Annotated in this window: 27 protein-coding genes; 11 read left to right on the forward strand and 16 right to left on the reverse strand. The window is 46.8% G+C overall.

Annotated features, from left to right (window positions below):
* Positions 1–24 precede the first annotated feature (24 nt).
* The 6 genes from ERX35_RS06990 to ERX35_RS07015 all read right to left on the reverse strand — a co-directional run bounded on the left by ERX35_RS06990 (position 25) and on the right by ERX35_RS07015 (position 6,279).
* The gene (locus tag ERX35_RS06990; protein WP_170234571.1) at positions 25–885 is read right to left on the reverse strand and encodes an NAD-dependent epimerase/dehydratase family protein; all 861 of its coding nucleotides are present in this window, start codon (positions 883–885) and stop codon (positions 25–27) included.
* A 28-nt stretch (positions 886–913) separates the two neighbouring features.
* On the reverse strand, positions 914–1,939 hold the full coding sequence (gene galE / locus ERX35_RS06995; protein WP_149459207.1) for a UDP-glucose 4-epimerase GalE: 1,026 nt from the start codon (positions 1,937–1,939) through the stop codon (positions 914–916).
* A 911-nt stretch (positions 1,940–2,850) separates the two neighbouring features.
* Entirely contained in the window at positions 2,851–3,210 is a 360-nt protein-coding gene (locus ERX35_RS07000) for a transcriptional regulator, SarA/Rot family (RefSeq protein WP_149459208.1), read from the reverse strand.
* A gap of 239 nt (positions 3,211–3,449) precedes the next feature.
* Positions 3,450–3,665: a hypothetical protein gene (locus ERX35_RS07005; RefSeq protein WP_149459209.1), complete on the reverse strand. Its 216-nt coding sequence runs from the start codon at positions 3,663–3,665 to the stop codon at positions 3,450–3,452.
* Positions 3,666–3,773: 108 nt separating this feature from the next.
* Positions 3,774–5,213, reverse strand: coding sequence for an EVE domain-containing protein (locus ERX35_RS07010; protein WP_149459210.1), 1,440 nt, complete (start codon positions 5,211–5,213; stop codon positions 3,774–3,776).
* Positions 5,214–5,316: 103 nt separating this feature from the next.
* Positions 5,317–6,279, reverse strand: a complete 963-nt coding sequence (locus ERX35_RS07015) for a YeiH family protein (protein ID WP_246143137.1) — start codon at positions 6,277–6,279, stop codon at positions 5,317–5,319.
* Positions 6,280–6,353: 74 nt separating this feature from the next.
* Here ERX35_RS07015 and ERX35_RS07020 point away from each other — a divergent pair, with 74 nt between their 5' ends.
* Together ERX35_RS07020 and ERX35_RS07025 are read left to right on the forward strand one after the other, a co-directional pair.
* Positions 6,354–6,980 carry a thermonuclease family protein gene (locus ERX35_RS07020; RefSeq protein WP_149459212.1) on the forward strand — a complete coding sequence of 209 codons (627 nt, stop codon included), beginning with the start codon at positions 6,354–6,356 and terminating at the stop codon, positions 6,978–6,980.
* Between the two features lie 118 nt (positions 6,981–7,098).
* Positions 7,099–7,869, forward strand: coding sequence for a thermonuclease family protein (locus ERX35_RS07025; protein ID WP_149459213.1), 771 nt, complete (start codon positions 7,099–7,101; stop codon positions 7,867–7,869).
* A gap of 74 nt (positions 7,870–7,943) precedes the next feature.
* Here ERX35_RS07025 and ERX35_RS07030 read toward each other — a convergent pair whose 3' ends face one another.
* Positions 7,944–8,981: a LysM peptidoglycan-binding domain-containing protein gene (locus ERX35_RS07030; RefSeq protein WP_425463259.1), complete on the reverse strand. Its 1,038-nt coding sequence runs from the start codon at positions 8,979–8,981 to the stop codon at positions 7,944–7,946.
* A gap of 437 nt (positions 8,982–9,418) precedes the next feature.
* On the opposite strand from ERX35_RS07030, the gene trhA reads away from it, so the two are divergent.
* The 6 genes from trhA to ERX35_RS07055 all read left to right on the forward strand — a co-directional run bounded on the left by trhA (position 9,419) and on the right by ERX35_RS07055 (position 11,119).
* Positions 9,419–10,075: a PAQR family membrane homeostasis protein TrhA gene (gene trhA, locus ERX35_RS07035; protein ID WP_246143138.1), complete on the forward strand. Its 657-nt coding sequence runs from the start codon at positions 9,419–9,421 to the stop codon at positions 10,073–10,075.
* A 74-nt stretch (positions 10,076–10,149) separates the two neighbouring features.
* The gene (locus ERX35_RS07040) at positions 10,150–10,338 is read left to right on the forward strand and encodes a hypothetical protein (protein ID WP_149459215.1); all 189 of its coding nucleotides are present in this window, start codon (positions 10,150–10,152) and stop codon (positions 10,336–10,338) included.
* 53 nt (positions 10,339–10,391) lie between these two features.
* Positions 10,392–10,529, forward strand: a complete 138-nt coding sequence (locus ERX35_RS11435; RefSeq protein WP_170234572.1) for a hypothetical protein — start codon at positions 10,392–10,394, stop codon at positions 10,527–10,529.
* Position 10,530: 1 nt separating this feature from the next.
* The gene (locus ERX35_RS07045; RefSeq protein WP_149459216.1) at positions 10,531–10,719 is read left to right on the forward strand and encodes a hypothetical protein; all 189 of its coding nucleotides are present in this window, start codon (positions 10,531–10,533) and stop codon (positions 10,717–10,719) included.
* Complete coding sequence (locus tag ERX35_RS07050; protein WP_149459217.1) at positions 10,719–10,916, forward strand: hypothetical protein; 198 nt, start codon at positions 10,719–10,721, stop codon at positions 10,914–10,916. Before ERX35_RS07045 ends, ERX35_RS07050 begins: the two co-directional genes overlap by 1 nt.
* Positions 10,916–11,119 carry a hypothetical protein gene (locus ERX35_RS07055; RefSeq protein WP_149459218.1) on the forward strand — a complete coding sequence of 68 codons (204 nt, stop codon included), beginning with the start codon at positions 10,916–10,918 and terminating at the stop codon, positions 11,117–11,119. The genes ERX35_RS07050 and ERX35_RS07055 overlap by 1 nt, the downstream gene beginning before the upstream one ends.
* 40 nt (positions 11,120–11,159) lie before the next feature.
* Here ERX35_RS07055 and ERX35_RS07060 read toward each other — a convergent pair whose 3' ends face one another.
* The 3 genes from ERX35_RS07060 to ERX35_RS07070 are packed head-to-tail and all read right to left on the reverse strand — an operon-like array spanning position 11,160 to position 13,301.
* Positions 11,160–12,035 carry a TcaA NTF2-like domain-containing protein gene (locus tag ERX35_RS07060; RefSeq protein WP_149459219.1) on the reverse strand — a complete coding sequence of 292 codons (876 nt, stop codon included), beginning with the start codon at positions 12,033–12,035 and terminating at the stop codon, positions 11,160–11,162.
* 16 nt (positions 12,036–12,051) lie between these two features.
* Positions 12,052–12,300: a hypothetical protein gene (locus ERX35_RS07065; RefSeq protein ID WP_149459220.1), complete on the reverse strand. Its 249-nt coding sequence runs from the start codon at positions 12,298–12,300 to the stop codon at positions 12,052–12,054.
* Positions 12,301–12,302: 2 nt separating this feature from the next.
* Entirely contained in the window at positions 12,303–13,301 is a 999-nt protein-coding gene (locus ERX35_RS07070; RefSeq protein ID WP_149459221.1) for a hypothetical protein, read from the reverse strand.
* Between the two features lie 165 nt (positions 13,302–13,466).
* On the opposite strand from ERX35_RS07070, the gene ERX35_RS07075 reads away from it, so the two are divergent.
* Positions 13,467–14,621 (forward strand): MFS transporter, encoded by a 1,155-nt coding sequence (locus tag ERX35_RS07075; RefSeq protein ID WP_149459222.1) that lies wholly within the window; start codon positions 13,467–13,469, stop codon positions 14,619–14,621.
* Positions 14,622–14,625: 4 nt separating this feature from the next.
* Here ERX35_RS07075 and ERX35_RS07080 read toward each other — a convergent pair whose 3' ends face one another.
* Complete coding sequence (locus ERX35_RS07080; protein ID WP_149459223.1) at positions 14,626–15,621, reverse strand: aldose epimerase family protein; 996 nt, start codon at positions 15,619–15,621, stop codon at positions 14,626–14,628.
* 255 nt (positions 15,622–15,876) lie between these two features.
* Between ERX35_RS07080 and ERX35_RS07085 the strand changes: the two genes are divergently transcribed.
* Complete coding sequence (locus ERX35_RS07085; RefSeq protein ID WP_149459224.1) at positions 15,877–16,161, forward strand: hypothetical protein; 285 nt, start codon at positions 15,877–15,879, stop codon at positions 16,159–16,161.
* Between the two features lie 28 nt (positions 16,162–16,189).
* On the opposite strand, the gene ERX35_RS07090 is transcribed toward ERX35_RS07085, so the two are convergent.
* A complete protein-coding gene (locus tag ERX35_RS07090; RefSeq protein WP_149459225.1) occupies positions 16,190–16,474 on the reverse strand; it encodes a hypothetical protein in 285 nt (94 codons plus the stop codon).
* Between the two features lie 176 nt (positions 16,475–16,650).
* Between ERX35_RS07090 and ERX35_RS07095 the strand changes: the two genes are divergently transcribed.
* Positions 16,651–16,878, forward strand: coding sequence for a helix-turn-helix domain-containing protein (locus ERX35_RS07095; protein ID WP_170234573.1), 228 nt, complete (start codon positions 16,651–16,653; stop codon positions 16,876–16,878).
* Between the two features lie 35 nt (positions 16,879–16,913).
* Here ERX35_RS07095 and ERX35_RS07100 read toward each other — a convergent pair whose 3' ends face one another.
* The 4 genes from ERX35_RS07100 to ERX35_RS07115 all read right to left on the reverse strand — a co-directional run bounded on the left by ERX35_RS07100 (position 16,914) and on the right by ERX35_RS07115 (position 19,628).
* Positions 16,914–17,168, reverse strand: coding sequence for a hypothetical protein (locus ERX35_RS07100; RefSeq protein ID WP_149459227.1), 255 nt, complete (start codon positions 17,166–17,168; stop codon positions 16,914–16,916).
* Between the two features lie 78 nt (positions 17,169–17,246).
* Positions 17,247–17,726 (reverse strand): glutathione peroxidase, encoded by a 480-nt coding sequence (locus tag ERX35_RS07105; protein ID WP_149459228.1) that lies wholly within the window; start codon positions 17,724–17,726, stop codon positions 17,247–17,249.
* A 98-nt stretch (positions 17,727–17,824) separates the two neighbouring features.
* Complete coding sequence (locus ERX35_RS07110; RefSeq protein WP_149459229.1) at positions 17,825–18,895, reverse strand: hypothetical protein; 1,071 nt, start codon at positions 18,893–18,895, stop codon at positions 17,825–17,827.
* A 106-nt stretch (positions 18,896–19,001) separates the two neighbouring features.
* Positions 19,002–19,628 carry a YczE/YyaS/YitT family protein gene (locus tag ERX35_RS07115; protein ID WP_149459230.1) on the reverse strand — a complete coding sequence of 209 codons (627 nt, stop codon included), beginning with the start codon at positions 19,626–19,628 and terminating at the stop codon, positions 19,002–19,004.
* Positions 19,629–19,636: the final 8 nt, after the last annotated feature.

Consider the following 19,636-nt stretch of genomic DNA (forward strand, 5'->3'; position numbering starts at 1 on the left):
CTTAATATACAAACGCCATATTGATTAACTATTTGATTTGATAATTGTCTCAGTAAGTGGCATTTCATTTTCTATTGTTATTTTATTGTGGTCGATATGGCGATCATAAATTAAATTACCATATAACTTATTTAAAACTGTTACTTTGGAAATTAAAAGATTAATTACAGGTGAAACTGGTAAATTAATAGTTTTTTTATCAGCTGCATTTCTGATCGTGTTGATGACGTCTTTCGTTTTTAAATATTCTGAGTTTTGAGGATGAAAAAAACCAGTATATGTATGATTAATAATCTCAGCCATATATTTTTCAAGTGTTTCAATATATAATGCACTTCGTTCGTTATAAATACTCGGATTGACAGGAAAAAGGTTTGCAAATTTTGCTAGTTTTTTAAAGTTTCCTGGGGCTCCTTTTCCATAAATCATTGGCGGCCTGATTACAGTCACTTTAAAAGTGTCATCTATTAACTCAACAATCAATTCTTCACCTTTCAACTTTGAAATACCATAATAAGTATTCGGCTGTAATGGTGAATTTTCAGTAATAATAGTAGGATGATTTAATACACCCACATTACCAAATACTGACATTGTGCTGAAGTAGATGAAATGGTTGATATTATTTTTTTTACAATGTACTGCTAAATCCTTTGTTAAATAAGCATTAATCTTCATATATTCTTCTAAATCTGCATTAGGATTATTATTATGCACTAAACCAGCTAAGTGAATACATACATCAAAATTACTTAAATCAATAGATTTCCAATCATTATTTCTTAAACTAATGATTTCTACCACATGCCCAATTTCTGTAAAGTATTTAAAAAAGCGTTTTGCGACATAGCCATTTTTTCCAGTAATCAAAATTTTTTTCTTCACTAAATACGCCTCACTATAATTTGAAGTTTTATTGCTTATATCCGTCAGGATGTCGCGTCTGCCATCTCCAGCTATCTTCACACATATCACTTAATTGATACCGAGGACGCCAATCCAATAGTTGCGCTGCTTTAGTAATATCTGCTAACGATTGCTCCATATCTCCTGTTCTTCTAGCTGTAATGTGATAAGGAATTTTTCGTTCAATTACTTTTTCAAATTCTGAAATAACCTCCAATACGCTATATCCTTTTCCACTTCCTAAATTGATTGTTTCAAAGCTGACTGCTGCATCTGTGTTCAACAATAAATCAAGTGCTAATTTATGACCAGTTGCTAGATCATTGACATGAACATAATCTCTTATAGCAGTTCCATCTGGTGTATTATAGTCAGCACCAAAAACTGATAACTGTTTAATCTTGCCGATAGCTACCTGTGTAATAAAAGGTGCTAGATTATTAGGAATACCATTTGGAGACTCTCCAATTTCACCACTCTTATGTGCTCCTAACGGATTAAAGTACCTCAATGCAATAAATCTCCACTTGCAATCAGCATCAGCAACATCCTGTAATATTTCCTCTGTCATCAGTTTAGTTCTCGCATAAGGATTGTCTGTGCTAAGCTTATCATTTTCCACAAGAGGCATCTCATTATCTTCAGCATAAACAGTCGCTGACGAACTGAAAACTAAATTAAACACTTTGTAATTCTCCATCACTTCAAGTAATGTCAGAATCCCTTTCATATTATTATTGTAGTACTTTAAAGGAAGAGCTACCGACTCTCCAACAGCCTTGTAGGATGAAAAGTTAATAATCCCTGAAAAAGAATGCTTTTTAAATATTTGCTCAAGCGCTTTTTTATCACAGATGTCAATGTTATATAAAATTATTTTTCTGCCAGCTAATTTTTCGAGCGCATTTTTTACAATAGGGCTTGAATTACTAAAATTATCAACGATTACAACATTATAGTTATTATCTAATAATTCTAGTACAGTGTGAGAGCCAATATAACCTGTTCCACCCGTAACTAGTATAGTTTTCATTTTTCTCCTTTCAACGGTAAATATCTGACTTAATTACTATTTATCTAATAATTAAATACTGATATAAATAAGAACAATTATATCAATTCACCTTACTTATCGTTTATTTTTTTACTTTAATTATACACAATTCACAATATATTGTAACCACAATAATAGATATCCCTTTTAAAAAAATTTGAGAAATATACATTTTTTGAAGCGAACGTAAAAGTGGAGTGAACCTTAAAATTTAGACTTTTTTGAAATGGAGAAAACCATTCTTTTTTTATAAAATATCGTTTGTCAGGAGATATTTGGACATTGAGAGATAGATCCAGTAATTGGGTCATAATCAAAAAATGATGCTATAGTTCTAGCCTTGGCAGAAAGACAATCACGTTATGAACTCCTTTTAAAAATTATTTGAAAGAATGGTATTGTGGTTGCTGATGTAGTTATTGAGCTTCTACACAAAGTAAGTCTACTGACCCCTCAATTCTTAAAGAACATCACTTCTGACAACGATTCTGAATTCAATTGTCTTGCATAATATCTTAAACAAGTCACTAACGTTTATTTTGCGCATCTTTTGTTCCTCCCTCGAAAAGAGAAACAAAAGAGAATCAGCATCAACTGATTAAAAGATTCATTAAAAAGGACATCTTATATCTCTGAGTAGTGGAAAAGCATTTATAAGATTTTACCTATAACAAGTTTAATACAGTGTTTAACTCCCCATTGAATTTTTCATAATTTGTTTATAAAATTTTTCGTAGCTAATCAGTTTAATAATTCCATAAGATTAAATAGTAAAAACAGTTCACAATAAAAATATTCCAACTTATCTAACATTATATTAATAAACTAAACACTCTTTACAGAATAGTAATATTAAACTTTTTAGGCATAATAAAAAGAGCCGTAAATGTTTACGACTCTTGCTTTACTTCTACAAGTTCTTCAACTTGCAACTTTTCCACTTCATGTGCAAACTCTTTGATCATCTTCTCGACCTTAGGCAGACTGTCTTCTTTGATCGACAGCTCCACTGTCCGCTCATCCATTGGCAGTCTCACTTTATTGATCAGCTTCTTATCGTACAGATTCTTCACTGATTTATTCACTTGATTCACTTTCATCAGTTCATTCTTAATAATATCCCGCAGCTGTATGGTCTTACTTTTATAGATGACAAGCAGCAGATGAAACTCATAAATACTTAAGTTATATTGCGCCGTGAAACCGCTTAAGCGTTTATACTTTTTATCCAGTACTTCATAGAAATTCATAGATGTTTCCAGACTTTTCCTCACAGGCATGACTACCTACCTTTCTGCCTTTAACAGACATTTACAAGTATCGTACATACATTTTATCCTAAACCTACTACTTTGACTATGTTTTTATTCATCCTGTTATCAGTTAGTAGAATTTATTTTTAGGTAGATGTTATACAATTAATTGTTGTTATTTGCCTGGTAAAGTGTCTAGCCTGCCCGTTAAAAAAATCCTTGCTCAAAGACTCTTATTACCGCTCACGTTTTCTTTCCACGATAATATAGATACCCCCGATTAAGGATATGATGAATGCCGCTGTCAATGCATTAATGTCTATTCTGCCTGTATTCATGCCTAGCAGCAGCAAGTTCTCGCTCCCCACTTCTTTTGCGAAGGTTTCTGTTTTGTTCAGCAGCACTGCTATAAACGTCATGACGAAGACTGTCACTATTAATTTGTTGGTCACTGCCTCACCTGCTCCGCTTTAGAATATAATATATTTTCATCATAATCTTTTAATTGCAACCTTTCAAATATAAAAGCTTATCGCGGGCGATAAGCTTTTATGACATATTTATTTGAACTGATACACTTTGATCAGCGGATGCATGGCAGCGGGATAATGTGCTTTGATCTCTTCTGCTGTCTGGCTGGTGATGCCGACGATGCGGAAGTTCGGGTCGACGTTATAGGTCGCGTCTCTGCCGATGGTCGCGGGTGTGCCGTTATGCTGGAACGGCAGGTGGACGGTCTGTCCCTGCATGGCATAGAGGAATGGCTTCCACGCATCTGCGTCCAGCTGCTCGATGTTCTCGATGATGAGTGTGTTTTCTGCCAGGTGCTTCGTCAGCACGCCGGGGTGGAACGTCACTTGCTCTGCTTCGACGTAGTGGCCGTAGAGCACACCCATCGTCCACGTATGATCGGCGACGTAGTAAGGTGTGTCTGCTGCGAGCTTCATGTAGTTCATCACGACGGCATGCGGGTTCGGCATATGGCCTGCCATGAACAGGTGGATGCGCTTGTCTGTCGCTCGGGGTTTCGCGATTGGTCTGGCCTGCTTTGTGACGGGTTTGTCTTCGTACTTTCTGCCGCTCGGTGTGACGAATGTCTTCGTTGTCGTGACGACGGGCTTTGCGGGCCGCTTCGCCTGCTTGATCAGTTCGTGCAGGTACGGCGTTGTCGTCAGCGGCTCCGGCTTCTTGTCGCCTTCTTCCAGCATGACTTCGTACTGCACTTTCGTCAGTTCGGTCACGGATTCGTTCCAGTTCTCGGCGAGGAAGTACTGCGCCCGCAGCAGCGGCTCACGGTCGAGGTCATAGATGGTCTTCGGTTCGATGTCGCCTAAGTATTTGATGATGATGGCGGTTGAGTCGGTCCGCCCTTGGATGACGGGCAGTTTCTGCATCCCTGACACAACTTCTGCGACCCCGTACACACCGCGTTCAGGGATGGTTCTATAGATGATGACCTTATCGCCCTGCTGCATCTCCTCGTAATGCTTGAAGCCGTTACGATTGATGCCGTTCACCGTCCGGACGAAGATGGTGTACTCCTGGTCTTTCACGAAGTTCTCCATCTCCTTCATCATGAAGTAGCGGTTGATCTTCTCTTCGCCGCGGCCGACGGCAAGGATCTGGTTGAAGTCTTCTTCACTGAGCGGATTGAGCAGCTGCTCTTTCATCCGGTAGAGCGTTGTCTTCAGCTGTTCGCTGCGCTCCAGGTATTCTTTCTTGAGCGGCTGCAGCTTTTCTTCCAGCTTGAAGTGGATGATGATCTTGCCGCGCCTCGGTTCGTCGTATTTGACAACTGTCCCTGTGCCGAGCAGGCCGACTTTGTTCTGCACTTGATAGAAGATGACTTTATCGCCGAGCCGTGCGCGCTTGAACGCCGTGTAGCCTTCCGACGGGTTGAAGTGGACCGATGAGTCAAAGACCGAGATCTGGCCGGTCAGCTCTTCGAAGTGATTGAAGCGGTTGTAGCCGCAGTTCAACCAGAAATAATGTGTGCTCATAAGTGCCTCCTAGTGATTATTATTCTGCGTTGTTTTGCTGGAGCAGCACGGCGATGACTGCGAGTATGATTGTGAAGGTCAGTTTCTTCTGCATGGGATTCACCTACCATATACCGAGTATTTGCTGCATGATGAGGGTCGTGATGGTCACGACGAACCAGGTGACGGCACCGAGTGCGACAGGTCTGCAGCCGATCGCTTTGAATGACTTCAAGTCGACGGACAGGCCGATGCCGGCAAGTGCGGTCGCGATCATGAACGCCGCGATGTGCTTGATGACGGTGACGAGTACGTCCGGCAGCGGGATGATGCTTGCGATCACGCTTGCCAGGAAGAAGTACAGGATGAACCACGGGAAGATCCTGCGGACTGAGACGGTGCGTGTCTGCTGTCTGACTTTGATGACGACAAGCAGCAGGCAGACAGGGACAATCATGAGTGCGCGGACGAGCTTGACGATGGTCGCCGTGTCTCCTGCGTCCTTGCTGAATGTATACCCCGCTGCGACGACGCTGCTTGTGTCGTTGATGGCTGCACCTGCGAAGTAGCCGAAGCCTTCTGACGTCATATGCATCAAATGGCCGAGTACAGGGAACAGGAAGACAGCGATGATGTTGAAGAGGAAGATCGTCGAGATGGAGAACGCGATCTCCTCATCGTCCGCTTCAATAATCGGACTTGCCGCTGCGATCGCCGAGCCGCCGCATATCGCTGTGCCGACGCCGATCAATGTACGTATGCGTGCCGGGATATTCATGACGCGGCCGATGACGTAGCTGCAGATGAGTGCCGTTGTAATCGTCGTCAGCGTGATCGGCAGTGACGAGACGCCGAGCGTCACTGCTGTGCTGAAGCTCAGCGTGAAGCCCATCAGGATGATCGCCCACTGGAGCACTTTCTTGCCGGCAAACTTAATGCCGGGTTCATAGCGCGTCAGCGGCACGAACTGCCGGACGAGTATACCGAGTATGATGCTGAACACGGCAGCACCGACGAGCGGTACGGCGTTGCCGAGGAGCGTTGCGACTGCCGCTAAAATGACAGTCAGTAATAAACCTTGTTTCATCATTCCACCTCATTTACCTGTTATTCTATCATATCCATTCATGTTATAATGAATAAATCTTTGGGAGGTATCATATGACATTATATATGAAAGCACTGCTCTTAACATTGACATGTCTGCTCATGCTCACGACGACCGCAGAAGCGAAGAGAATACCGGTGACGTTCGACCGGGCGATTGACGGCGACACGCTGAGCATCAAGCAGCACGGCCGCAAAAAAACGATCCGGCTGCTGCTCGTCGACACGCCGGAGTCGAAGAAGCCGAACACACCGGTCCAGCCGTACAGCTTGGAAGCGGCGAAGTACACAGAGTCACTCGTATCGACATGCCCGCTGTCGATTGAATACGATTCGAAAGGCCGCTACGACCGCTATAAGCGCGAGCTCGTCTACTTGTACTGCGGTGATACAATGGTCAACGAACAGCTCGTCCGTAAAGGATATGCGCGCGTCGGTTACATCTATCAGCAGAAGGACCATCTCAAAGAGCTTGAGGACGCCCAGCGTTACGCCAAGCAGCATCAGCTTAACATATGGTCGATGGACGGTTACGTCAACGAAGACGGCGAAGGGTTCAACACGACACAGGAAGACCGCGACAAAGAGACCGATTTCGTCGAACAGCTCCGCCAGGCACTCTACAGAATCGTCGACGCTGCACTCGATACACTGATCAAGGAACTGATGAGCAACTTTTAGACTGCCGCGAGGGCAGTTTTTTTTTGTGCCGTAAAAAATTATGTAGGCTAACACGCTCATTATTCTGTATAATAAAAGCTAAATATATGCACTCTATACACAAAAGGAGAAAAAATCTATGTCATTCGTACGTATTGCTCTCAGTTTCTTCCTGCTCGTCACACTGTCACTCAGCACGCTGCCGGATTCCCATGCCGCTGCCCGCCAGAAAGTCTTCTATACAAGAACGGTCGACGGCGACACGTTGAAAGTCAAGACGACGACCGGACAGCTCATCACGCTCCGCCTGCTGCTCACCGACACACCGGAATCCGTCAAGCCCGGCACAGCCGTCCAGCCGTACAGTCTGGAAGCTAAAAGCTACTTGACGAAACTCGCACAGTCAGGCAACTTGTCCATCCAGTATGATACTGGCAGCAGGACCGACCGCTACGGCCGCCACCTTGTGTATTTGTACAGCGGCAGCACGATGCTGAACGAAAGACTCGTCTATAACGGCTATGCCCGCGTCGGCTACATCTACCAGCAGCACCATTATTTGAGCATGCTGAACCATGCGCAGTCTCATGCGAAGCTCTCACGTCTTCGCATCTGGAAGACAGCAGGCTACGTCAATCCTTACGGTGAAGGGTTCATCGTCAGGAAAGCAGCTGCAAAACCAGCCGTGAAAAAGCCGGTCGTGAAAAAGCCCGTCGTTACTAAACCGGTCGTTACTAAACCGGTGTTCAGCACAAGCCCGACTTCAGTGAAGCTGAAGAACGCACCTTTAGTCTTAACAAACTGCACGGCAGTCAGAAAGTACTATCCATACGGCATCACTTACAAGCATCCGTCCTACAAGAAGAAGCTGGACCGCGACCATGATAATGTCGCGTGCGAAAAGAACTAATAATGAAGCACACGCAGCTGCGTGTGCTATTTTTGCGGCCAAAAAAACACACCCCGGAGGATGTGTTGTCAATGTTAATGGATGAAGACGTATTGCGTCAGCTGCGTGCGTGTCAGTGTTCTGTATCCTACTACAGTCGGCGGCGTCAAGTAGTTCATCTCTGAGACGAGGATCGTACCGTCAGCATTGACCCGCTCGACGAAGGCGACGTGACCGAGTGCGCCCATCGCTGTCTGCGCGATCGCACCGACTTCCGGTATGCGGTTCACTGTATAGCCGTCGTTACGGGCACCGTTTGCCCAGTTGTTGGCATTCCACCAGTAAGTCGAGATGCCTTTACCGATTGCCGCCCGTTTGTTGAACACATACCATGTGCATTGTCCGTAATCATACCAGTTCGGATGATTGAAGACTGGAGACGTCGTCGTCTGCTGCGGTGCCTGCTTGGCTGGAGACGTGGTCGTCGTGACCGCTTTTGACACGACCAGCTGCTGGTTCGGGTAGATGATGTTTGATGTCAGGCCGTTCCAAAGCTTCAGCTGCTCAACAGTGACGCCGTACTGCACTGCAATCTTGGATAAGTAATCGCCTGCCTGCACCGTGTACTTCGTACCGCCCGCAGTTGTTGTTGTCGATGATGGTGTCGTTGTCGTCGTTGTTGTCGTCGACGATGTCGTCGTTGTTGTCGACGCTGCGGCTGATATTTTCAGCTGCTGGCCCGGGAAGATCAAGTAAGAGCTTAAGTTGTTCAGCTCCATCAGTTTCGTGTATGTTGTGCCATATTTCATGGCGATGATATACAGGCTTTCACCTGACTGCACCGTATGTGATCCAGCAGTTGTCTCTTGCTGCTTTGTTGTGACGGTCGTTGTCGCGGCCGGTTTGTCAGTAGTCACGGTGCCTGAGACTACAAGAGGCTGATTCGGAAAGATCAGGTTTGAAGTCAAGTTGTTTAATTTTTTGAGTGCAGTGACCGATGTGTTGTATTTGCTGGCGATAGACCATAATGAATCATTTGCTTTGACAGTGTATGTTGCTGCTTCAGCCTGATGACTGTATGCTGCTGCAACAGCAGTGGCTGTAGTGGCCATGATATAAACTTTTTTCTTCAAACAGTGGTCCTCCGTTATTTGAGATATGACAACATTATGACATATTCTTTTCTGTCACAGTGTTACAGTTTTCTTTCATTTACCGTCATACTTAGTCTTAAGCGGTCATCTGCTATCCCGAACAGATCATCGCAATATTAGCGTTAAACGTAGGCGTATGAACAGTTCTGATGTTCGCCCCTAAAACTTTGTCAGCGACTATAGTTTCAGTAATTATTAGCTATATATAAAGTTTATGCAGCGAACAAACGGCGTAAATTCAGAATTTTTATTGCAGACCATTATTTTTTTGTAAATATTTCGCCGCTCGTAGCGACTGCTACAATGCATCAGTGCGTGACTATGCTGCTCTTTATTTATTCTGCAGATTCATCTGCAGCTGAATGCCGGCTATTTCGTGTTACACTGATGATAGGTCAAACTTAAAGGTGATAATGATGGAAGCAAATAACTTTAAACATATCCGGCAGCTGAAGCTCGGGGAAGAGGTCGGCAACTCAGTGTCGCACGGCGTACCTGCCTTGTTCATCCTGCTCTCTCTCCCCTACTTCGCTGTGAAAAGCTATATGATGGGCGGCACGGTCTTCTCGATTGGTATATCCGTCTTTCTCATCAGTATTTTCCTGATGTTTCTGTCATCGGCGATCTATCATCTGATGCCTTATAACTCTCCGCATAAATATGTCATGCGCATCATCGACCACAGCATGATCTACGTGGCGATATCCGGCAGCTATACGCCGCTTGCACTGAGCCTTGTCGGCGGCGGGCTCGGCTGGACAATCATGATCATCCAGTGGGTCATTACAATCGGCGGCATCTTATACAAGGCGCTCTCTGTCCACGTCAATCCGAAAGTCAGTCTCGCCATGTATTTAATCATGGGCTGGCTCGGCATCATCTTGTTTCCGATACTGTGGACGAAAGTCAGCGTGACGTTTGTCATGCTTATTATCGCGGGCGGGCTGGCCTATTCCATCGGGTCATGGTTTTATGCGCAGAAGTCCCGTCATTACTTCCATATGATCTGGCACTTCTTCATATTGATGGGTGCGGCGTGTCATTTCGTCGCGCTGCTCTACTTCGCCATTTAGCGCTGATGTTTAACGTGCGCTATACGTGGTAAATATAAAGGGCAGTTAAACTAGATGAAATGGAGTGATTGTTAATGGATTTCAACAAAAGTTTAGATGATTTGAAAGACAAAGGGCAACAGCATTTCGACGAGAATAAAGATGAATATATGGACAAAGGGAAAGAATTGATCTCTGAACGCTTTAATGGCGACAATGCTGAGGCAGGAAAAGACATGGAAGCAGGCCCGGACAGAGACGATACATCAAGAGACGAACAATAATAACAGCGCACGTTGCCTGCAACGTGCCTTTTTTATAAGTGAGGGGAACGCTGATGACTGAGAAAGATGAGTTCGGTGAAGAGCAGGACACGCCGTCCGTCTCTCATCATGACGATAAACAAGATACGAATCAGCTGGAACAGCTGATAGACGACTTATTTGATGAAGATGACCAGAAAAGGAGCGACTAACATGGCTGAAGAAAACTACGAAGGTTTAGAGACAGAACGCAATCAACTGACAAATGAAACGATAACGACTGACCAGGAAGAAGCAGCACTTGTGAACGATTCACTAGGCGTTGCACCTGACGCAGGCGTTGAAGAACTGGATCCTGACCCATTGATGGATAACGAGATGATTGCAGAGGACGATGAATAGTGACAGGGCTGTTCGGCATCAGTGCGGCGGGACTCTTCCTCGCGCTGCTGCCACTGTTAATTCCGGTCCTGCTGCTGATAGTGATGACCGGGCTGCTCATTCTGCAGCAGCGTAACCAGCAGCGGCTCATTCAGCAGAACGATGAGATCATCAGACTGCTGGTCAGACAAGACCGTAAGACAAGGGAGGATATATGATGACTGAGGATAACAAACAATATGACAGCAGTATTGACGGTGTCGACCCGAAAGAAAGCGGCACGACTAAACCTGAAGCACTGACGAAAGACTTCGATCAGAGCATCGACGGTGTCGATGTCGACGGCGACGGACTCGTTACTGAACAGAAAGAACGCTTCACTGACAATGCCGACTACAAGACTGAAGTCGGCGGCGAGTAAATAAAAGAGTTCTGCGACAACGTCGCAGAACTCTTCTTTGTTATTCAGCGATAATTTCGTGAGAATGCAGATAAACTTTGAACGACTGCACCAGCTGGTTACCAGCTGTGGCCTGGACTGCATAGTATTTACCGCCGGCATCTGCTGCCGGCTGACTGTCGTGATAAGTGAAAGTGACAGCAGTCCCTTGTGCCTGTTCGACACGCGTCCGGTAAGTACGGTCGACGAGTGCGACTGCTTCCTGCACGGTCATCGGACCGGCCACTTGCGCGGCACTTTTCTCCGCCTGGATCGCCAGTGAATCTTTAATGGCACAGTTCAGGCAGTCAGTAAGCGCCGACTGCGGAAGTCTGCCTGACGTGACAAGCTTGTTGTACGACTGCTTAAGTTCATGCTCCGTCAGTCCGCTGCACTGCGACTTCAGGCCGCTCATGACACAAGTTTCGGCATCACTTTTACTGACCTGGACGGAGCTGTCGTTGAAATCAGTGATCCGCATCTGACGCGCCGCCTTGTCATAGCGCATGTCGAATACAGTCACGACTGTCGTCAGCTGCTCTTTTGTTGCACGGGATGACATGATGCGGGTGACGACAGCTTCAGTCGCTGTCCCTTTCACCGAGACTTTATCGATCGTTACACGCTTAATCGTGTAATGGTCAAAGCGGTCGGTCGCCATCGTCTGCTTAATATACTCGGCCGCTTTAGACTGCGGCTGAATATAGCGTTCGATACGCTTGTAATCTTTAGCGTTAAGGGCCGCGGGCAGCACTTTAAAGTAGGCGGTCAGCTGCTGCTTCGTCAGCGCGCCGTAGTCCGGCGCTTCCTGCACTGATGCGACATGGTCCGGCTGGACATTGGTCTTATTGCCGCATGCTGCAAGCAGCAGTACTAACAGTATACTGAGTCGTTTCATCTGATTTTCCTCATCTCTAGTATCGTTTCTGCGTGACTCTGCCCGCTATCAGCACACTAATTAAAGCGGCTAAGACAATGAGCGTCCACGGGCTGAGCAATTGAGCGGCAGCTGAACGGTAGTCCATATGGTACCACGTCACTCTCAGCACGACGAGCAGCACGCGGTGCAGCAGCATCAGGCCGAGCAGTGCGGCTATCGTCAGACCGCGTCTTGCGATGTAGAGCACGCCGGCAATGACTAATATGGTCAGCAGCAGTTCCATCGTCAGTTCTGTCTGAAGACGTCGAAGTTAATGACCTTCTTCTCTTTCTCTTCTTCTTCGACTTTCTCGCGTTCATCGGCGGCCGCCTTCACTTCTTCTACGGTCATGCCACCGTATATCCAGAGGCGTGTTGTCTCAAGCGTCTTCATGTATAATGACTCAAACGTCTCAAACGCCTCGTCTGATAAGCTGCCGGCGAATAAATCAATCAGCTCCTCCATCGTCACGTTGGCATCATTGCTCGCGACAATCAGGAAGACTGCTGTATCCATGACTTCCTCGCGGTTATCTTCTTCCGTATGCAACGCGATGAAGTCGAGCAGATTCTGCATGGCAGGCGTATGGCGGTGATGGTCCGGCCGTGAAAACTGCGCGAGTTCTTCGAGTGTCGCCGGCTCGTAGTAATAGTTCGGTGAATAAGCCGGTGTCTCCTGACCGTCGTAGCTGTCATAGATCGCAGGCATCATCACGATATCGTTCACGCGCTTCAAGCCGAGAATCGTCATCCACTCGTCCAGCTTATCGACCGGCAGCGGCTCCTCGAAGTAAGTGCGATAGAGCTTCGCGATATGCTGCTCGTGCACATAGCCGTATAAGAAGATAATACCTGTAATGAATGCCTTCTCCTGGTCGACCTGCGTACGGCGTGCGGCAATCGCGCTCTTGTCGAGCGCCTTGACGGCATCGACCAGGTCATGCGGAATCATCAGCCCTTTCCTGCTTTCGAACATCATTAAGAACTGCAGCGTGAACAGCATGCGTTCTGCCGGCAGCGGCACAAAGTCATGCCCCTGATTCACGGCATTCATGTACAGCTGATACTCATCTTCCGGCATCATTGTCAGCATCTGCGTCATATAGTCCTCAGACAGCACAAGCTGGCGGATGGATTCAATCAGTTCAATGCGGTGCACATCGGTAGTATCTTCATCAATCAGATGGCTGTATATAAATCTTAAATCCTGGTCGCTTAAATTCATCAATGCTTCTCTATAATCCATGGCAATCATTCCCGTTCCTATATTTTGTTTTCATTATATGTTAATTGCGCACGAGACACAAAGAAAGTTCAAGAATATTTTGTATTTCATAGTTCCGGCCGGGACCACTTCCTTGACGAAGCCGTGCGATTTGTCATACTAGTAGTAAAGCTTAAGGAGGCTGCTATGACTAAGAATATAACACTCAGCATTTTGCTCGCCATCATGTTCATCATCTTCCTCGGCATCGGTCTCGTCATACCAGTGCTGCCGACGATTATGAATGAACTGCATATCAGCGGCTCGGTCGTCGGTTATTTGACGGCTTCATTCGCGCTGACGCAGCTCATCTTCTCGCCGGTTACAGGGAAGCTCGTGGACCGGCTCGGCCGGAAAGTCATCATTGTCGTCGGTCTCATTGTCTTCAGCGTATCTGAGCTGCTCTTCGGCCTCGGCAGAGCGACAGAATGGCTCTTTCTCTCACGTATACTCGGCGGCTTGAGTGCGGCACTCGTCATGCCGGCAGTGACTGCGTTCATTGCAGATGTCACAAGCATTCAGACACGCGCCAAGGCAATCGGCTATATGTCAGCGGCCATCAGCACGGGGCTGATCATCGGTCCCGGTATCGGCGGCTTCCTGGCAGGCTTCGGCTCCCGCGTCCCGTTTTTCGCGGCGTCAGTCATCGCCCTGCTCATTGCCGTCACGGCGCTGCTTGCACTGCAGGAACCTGAGCGGCAGGCGAAGACAACGCCAGGCGGTGAGAACAGTTCGCGGAAGTTACTGCAGCCGATGTTTCTCTATGCGTTTATCGTCATACTGATCTCATCATTCGGCCTCGCTGCCTTCGAGTCGTTCTTCAGCCTGTATACCAATCATAAGTTCGGCTTCACACCGTTTGATATCGCGGTTGCCATTACCGGCGGCGCGGTCGTCGGTGCAGCGGCACAGATTCTGCTGTTTGAACGGCTCACCCGCAAGATCGGTGAGATCAGCATCGTCCGCTGGTCCATCGCTGTCTCCATCGCCCTCGTCGTGATGATGACAGTCGTCACAACATACTGGATGATCATGCTTGTGACGTTCACCGTGTTCATCGGCTTCGACTTGATCCGTCCCGCGGTCACGACTTATTTGTCGCGTATCGCAGGTGACGAGCAGGGCTTTGTCGGCGGGATGAATTCCTTCTTCACGTCATTTGCCAACGTGCTCGGACCAGTGATCGGCGGCATTCTCTTCGACATCGACTTGAACTATCCGTTCTATTTCAGCGCGCTTGTCTTAGTCGCCGCGCTTGCCGTCACTTTTTTCTGGCACAAAGAAAAACCAGCTGTCTCGTAGCTGGTTATTTTTCTATACTGAAATAATAGCTGGTTGATGACTGGAACGTCTCTGAGCCGAGCACTCTCACTTCACCGAGCTCAGGCTTGTTGATGGCGTCCGGCAGCACCTGCGTCTCAAGTGCGATAGCTGCACCGTCTCCGACATGAAAACTGTCTGACGCTGTAAAGTCGACGCCGCCTGCAGAATAGACGATGACTGCCGGACGGTCTGTCTTAATATCGAGCCTGCGCCCGGAGTCATCGTCCCGGAGCGTGATGCGTACGTCATCCGGGTCACCGGCGAGCACGTATGGTGTGTCGAGCCCTGCCGCCACGCGCTGCTCAGTGCTGTAATCGACGTCTGGTACTAGCAGACGTCCCGTCGGAATAAGTTCGTCATCAGTCTCAGCAACCTGCTGACTGTTAATGGTCAATAACTGCCCCGTGACGTCACCTGTCATACCGTTCAAGTTGAAGTAGCTGTGATTCGACGGATTGAACAGTGTGTCTTCATCGGTCACTGCCTGATAATGCACGGTCCAGGCGTTTTGGTCATTGACCGTATGCGTCACCTGCACCCGCATATTGCCCGGGTAATGATCTTCTGCCGACTTCACTTCTGTCGTCATGATCAGCGCAATTTCACTGCCGTCTTCACGGACGCTGACTTCCGTGTCATAGACGCGGTAGCTCATCGTGCCGCCGCCGTGCAGGTGATGGTCACCTAAATTTTTAGCCAGATGATACGTCTCCCCGTTCAATTCAAATGTGCCGTGCGCGATTCTGCCGGCGACACGGCCGAGTGTCATACCGTAGAAGCCGCCGCTCTCCACATAGTCGGCAGCTGTCGAAAAGCCGATGACGACGTTCTTCTTCCTTCCTTCTTTGTCAGGCATCATGACACTATGAAGCGCGGCACCGAAATCAAGAAACGCGAACACCATGTCGTCTGTCGTTATCGTGTACTTCTTAACCTCGCGTCCATGATATTCATCGAATCGCTCTGTTGTTACTTTCACCGCTATCTCCCCCTTATATCGTATCCATCATCTTTTACCCTGTTTTCGTGATCTGTGACGACCAGCGTCATATGGACTGGTAATATAATGTAAATTAATTATTTTCATATAGATAAAAAAATGCATTTGAGCATATTATTTTTTAACGTATGTGTTTGGATATAAGTCTTCAGCCCGCCAATAGTTTTTATATTATTATAAGGCTTTTCGTGTTATTCTTACTTAAGTAAAACATTGTCCAGGAGGTTAAATCTTATGGAGATAGCACGCGATATAGAGATTTTTGATTACCTCGGCAACCGCTGGGTATGTTCCATATACAATAACGATGATTACAGAAATGCCCCGTCTTTCATGCGCTTACGCTGCAGGCGACTCGGCTTCGACAAAATACTTGAAAGTCTGAACAACGACCAGACATTGATCAAAGTATTGAAGTTCATTACATTTTACAATTACTCAGCTGTTGAAGTCGGAAAAGACCCGATAAAAATGGATGCCGATGCGATTATTCATATCAGCGACGAGCCTGTCCTGTAATCCATCATGTTTGAACATGCCTGCTGACTTACCTTAAGCCCGGAAATAACAGCACGATGACGAAGAGCAGCACCATGATAGCAATACTTGCATAGCCGAACAGGCGGTCACGCGCTGTTACAACGACCGGTAATGCTGCTGCACGATATTTCTTGTTTTTGAAGCGGTTGACAACAACGAGCAGCAGCATTAAAATCATCAATGCTGATATCGCCAGTGAATCCCAGCCCGCGAACTTCAATCCGAGCACAAGCACTGTACTGAGCAGCAGGGCGACAATATTTGAATAATCGAGAATCGTTAATAACTTCATAGTTCCACTCCACTTCACTGATTTCATCATTAGTATACGGGATAACTGAAATTTTCGCTAATATGCATTAATACATAGGTAATATTCAAATTTCTCAATGACACGACATTTTAATAGCAACGTTCAGCCTCATGTGATTAAATTTATTTAATATTAACATGAAAGAGCGTGAGCGAATGAATGAGCTTCAGACACCTGACTTAAAATACAGCGTCCATGTATGCACACTGCTCGGCAAGCTGCGTGTCCTTGCCGGCTATTCCATTAAAGAAGCGGCAGACTTTGCCGGACTGACTGACAAAGAACTCACTGACATGGAAAGCGGCCACTCTGCCGCCGATGATGATCTCATCGATTCATTATGCCAGTTATACGGTGTCGATACGAGAAAGCTTGCTGCATAACAAAAGCTGGCCTCACTTTGTGGGGCCAGCTTTTGTTAACTCGAATAGAGGATCATGAACAGCACTAATATGATCGCATCAAATATATGACGGCTGCGATTTTCTCTCAGGCGGTTCCGGTCCAGGCTATCAAGCAGCCCTACAATGAGTAGAGCGGCAAGTGCCAGAATAATATACAGTCCGATATTCAGAGGCGTGAACCAGCGCGCTAAAATCATCATGATCACAGCAATGTTAAGGACACGGTACACCGTTCCCCATATAGGTCTATTGTTTGTTTCTCTGCTCATTTAAATCTCCTTCATGACGCTCAACTTCTACTTACTAGTTTACACATAATCAAGAAGAAATATAAGGGAATTGACTTATTAAGCTTCGAGATATTTTTCGATATCGCCTTTCAGCTTGCCAGGCTCTGTCTGCGGCGCATAACGCTCAACGACATTGCCTTCTTTGTCGACAAGAAACTTAGTGAAGTTCCATTTGACGGCGCTGCCGAGCAGACCTTTCGTCTCACTCTTCAAGTATTTGAACAGCGGATGTGTATTGTCGCCGTTGACATCAATCTTCTCATGCATCGGGAAAGTCACCCCGTAGTTCAGACGGCATGCCGCCTCTGCCTCTTCCGCAGTACCCGGCTCCTGATTCGCAAACTGGTTGCACGGGAAACCAAGAACAACAAGACCGCGGTCTTTATACTCCTGATATAACTGCTCAAGCCCATCGAACTGCCCTGTCAAACCGCATTTGCTCGCTGTATTGACGATGAGCAGCACATGCCCCCGATATTTATCCAGCTTGTAACTGTCATTTTTGCTGTCCGTCGCTTCAAATTGATAAACTGACATAGCTACCTCTCCTCTATCTTCATTTTTATTACTCCTCTATTATAGCGATTTGATAGCGGGAATAATAATATATTGATTAAGAGGTAAGTTTGAACCCGTTATTTCTTGAACCTGCTGACATTCATGTTCTTTCTGCGTTTCTTTGATTTCTTCTTCACTTGTTTGTTGATGACCCGCATCGGTGCTGTGCGTCTACTGCCTTCTGCTGCTGCGATTTCCAGCATTTGATGGCCGCCGAGATGCCAGTTGCGGACCGTTCTGAACGCCGCGATTAAATACAGCTCTGTCGGCTGCTGCGGCACAGATGCCAGTATCCCTTCCTGCTCAAGATCGGTGATGATGTTCATCAAGTGTTTCGGATGATCCATCATCTTCATCATGACGATGACAGAATCTATTAAGTCTTTCCGGCGCAGCGGTGTCGTCAAGTACTGCTCCAGATGGTCAAGCAGCGTTGTCAGCTCACGTGTCTCCGGATGATATTCAAACGCAAAGTACTGCTGGAACTCGTCCCACGTGTCCGGCATGTAATACGTCCGCTCGGTATCCACGCCCTGCCCGCTGAACATGCTCTCAGACATCAATGGGTTGAGCACAAAGCCGTCTTTCAGCGTCGCAACGCCTGCCAGTTCGCGCTCCAGGTCAGCAGCCGTCATCTCGATGTTCAAGTATTTCTTCAGCACTGCCGCATAGTGGTCGAGTGAGAAGTAGCCGTACAGATTGACCGCACTGACCAATGCCTTCACTTCATCGTCCTGACCTTCTGCGCCGCTTCTCTCAACGACATACGCTCTTAAGTATTCTTTGACGTCTGACGGCATGAAGGCATAGCCGCTTCCTGAGAAGATCAGGTGATGCGGTGCCAGCTCTGCATCGAATGCTTCCGCATAATGGTCTGATATCAGCAGATGATTGAGGACGTTATACTCTTCCACTGCCATGTCGTCGAACATTTTGTCCGCCGCTGCGTTGTCTTTGAACACGAAGTCATTGATCAGCGCAACAAGCGCCTCTTTATTTTTGCCGGAATAGCCTTTAATGCCGAAGAACCGGCATATTTCTTTCAATGAGTCGTTTTTCTGCTTCGTTAAATAGTAAGCGAGCGGACGTTCGAACTTCCGGATCTGTTCTATGTCCATCGCTGTTAAATCTAATTCTTTATCAAACATTCTGCACCTCAATCAGCTTATCGCTTATATAAATTTTAAGATATACTGTTGTATTCAGTTATTAATTGTAACACACATAAAAAGACGAAGTCACATCGACTTCGTTTCATTGTGCGTGTTCTGCTTTCACCCATATTTCCAGCAGCTTCCGTGTATAGGGCAGCCAGAGCTGGATGAACGGGCCGAGCATGAAGGTGATGATGATCGTGCCGACTGACACTGGTCCGCCGAGCAGCCAGCCGATGAGCAGGACGACAAGCTCCATGATCGTGCGGGCGGTCTTCAAGTCAAAGCGCGTTCTCTCAATGAGCAGCAGCATGAACGTATCGCGCGGTCCTGCTCCGAGCTGCGGTGTAATATAGAGCGCGATGCCGAACGTCATGATGACAATGCCCGCTGTATAAGTCATGAGCTGAGCGGCAAAGCTGTGGGCGTCCGGCAGCAGACCATTGAATATATCGATAAACGTCCCGATGGTCAGCATGTTGACAAAGACGCCGACCCGCGGATACTGACGCGTGATGAGAATCGTCAGCAGCACAACGACAATCCCCATCAGAATGCTCCACAGCCCGATCGACAGTCCGAACTGCTTCCACAATCCGTAGTGCAGCACATCCCAGCTGCTCAGTCCGAACTGCTTCCCTCTCAGCATCAAGGCGATGCCGAGCCCGATAATCGCAAGGCCCGTGACAAAAAACGTCCATCTGATGCCGTATTGTCCTCTATACATTGTCCTAC

The organism is Macrococcus equipercicus, assembly GCF_004359525.2.
Classification (GTDB): domain Bacteria; phylum Bacillota; class Bacilli; order Staphylococcales; family Staphylococcaceae; genus Macrococcus; species Macrococcus equipercicus.

Excerpts from the sequence above, each read along its gene's own strand:
- galE (WP_149459207.1), bottom strand. The coding sequence starts at position 1,939 with ATGAAAACTATACTAGTTACGGGTGGAACAGGTTATATTGGCTCTCAC.
- ERX35_RS07000 (WP_149459208.1), bottom strand. The coding sequence starts at position 3,210 with ATGAATTTCTATGAAGTACTGGATAAAAAGTATAAACGCTTAAGCGGT.
- ERX35_RS07010 (WP_149459210.1), bottom strand. The coding sequence starts at position 5,213 with ATGAGCACACATTATTTCTGGTTGAACTGCGGCTACAACCGCTTCAAT.
- ERX35_RS07015 (WP_246143137.1), bottom strand. The coding sequence starts at position 6,279 with ATGAAACAAGGTTTATTACTGACTGTCATTTTAGCGGCAGTCGCAACG.
- ERX35_RS07020 (WP_149459212.1), top strand. The coding sequence starts at position 6,354 with ATGACATTATATATGAAAGCACTGCTCTTAACATTGACATGTCTGCTC.
- ERX35_RS07025 (WP_149459213.1), top strand. The coding sequence starts at position 7,099 with ATGTCATTCGTACGTATTGCTCTCAGTTTCTTCCTGCTCGTCACACTG.
- trhA (WP_246143138.1), top strand. The coding sequence starts at position 9,419 with ATGGAAGCAAATAACTTTAAACATATCCGGCAGCTGAAGCTCGGGGAA.
- ERX35_RS07040 (WP_149459215.1), top strand. The coding sequence starts at position 10,150 with ATGGATTTCAACAAAAGTTTAGATGATTTGAAAGACAAAGGGCAACAG.
- ERX35_RS11435 (WP_170234572.1), top strand. The coding sequence starts at position 10,392 with ATGACTGAGAAAGATGAGTTCGGTGAAGAGCAGGACACGCCGTCCGTC.
- ERX35_RS07045 (WP_149459216.1), top strand. The coding sequence starts at position 10,531 with ATGGCTGAAGAAAACTACGAAGGTTTAGAGACAGAACGCAATCAACTG.
- ERX35_RS07055 (WP_149459218.1), top strand. The coding sequence starts at position 10,916 with ATGACTGAGGATAACAAACAATATGACAGCAGTATTGACGGTGTCGAC.
- ERX35_RS07060 (WP_149459219.1), bottom strand. The coding sequence starts at position 12,035 with ATGAAACGACTCAGTATACTGTTAGTACTGCTGCTTGCAGCATGCGGC.
- ERX35_RS07065 (WP_149459220.1), bottom strand. The coding sequence starts at position 12,300 with ATGGAACTGCTGCTGACCATATTAGTCATTGCCGGCGTGCTCTACATC.
- ERX35_RS07070 (WP_149459221.1), bottom strand. The coding sequence starts at position 13,301 with ATGGATTATAGAGAAGCATTGATGAATTTAAGCGACCAGGATTTAAGA.
- ERX35_RS07075 (WP_149459222.1), top strand. The coding sequence starts at position 13,467 with ATGACTAAGAATATAACACTCAGCATTTTGCTCGCCATCATGTTCATC.
- ERX35_RS07085 (WP_149459224.1), top strand. The coding sequence starts at position 15,877 with ATGGAGATAGCACGCGATATAGAGATTTTTGATTACCTCGGCAACCGC.
- ERX35_RS07090 (WP_149459225.1), bottom strand. The coding sequence starts at position 16,474 with ATGAAGTTATTAACGATTCTCGATTATTCAAATATTGTCGCCCTGCTG.
- ERX35_RS07095 (WP_170234573.1), top strand. The coding sequence starts at position 16,651 with ATGAATGAGCTTCAGACACCTGACTTAAAATACAGCGTCCATGTATGC.
- ERX35_RS07100 (WP_149459227.1), bottom strand. The coding sequence starts at position 17,168 with ATGAGCAGAGAAACAAACAATAGACCTATATGGGGAACGGTGTACCGT.
- ERX35_RS07105 (WP_149459228.1), bottom strand. The coding sequence starts at position 17,726 with ATGTCAGTTTATCAATTTGAAGCGACGGACAGCAAAAATGACAGTTAC.
- ERX35_RS07110 (WP_149459229.1), bottom strand. The coding sequence starts at position 18,895 with ATGTTTGATAAAGAATTAGATTTAACAGCGATGGACATAGAACAGATC.
- ERX35_RS07115 (WP_149459230.1), bottom strand. The coding sequence starts at position 19,628 with ATGTATAGAGGACAATACGGCATCAGATGGACGTTTTTTGTCACGGGC.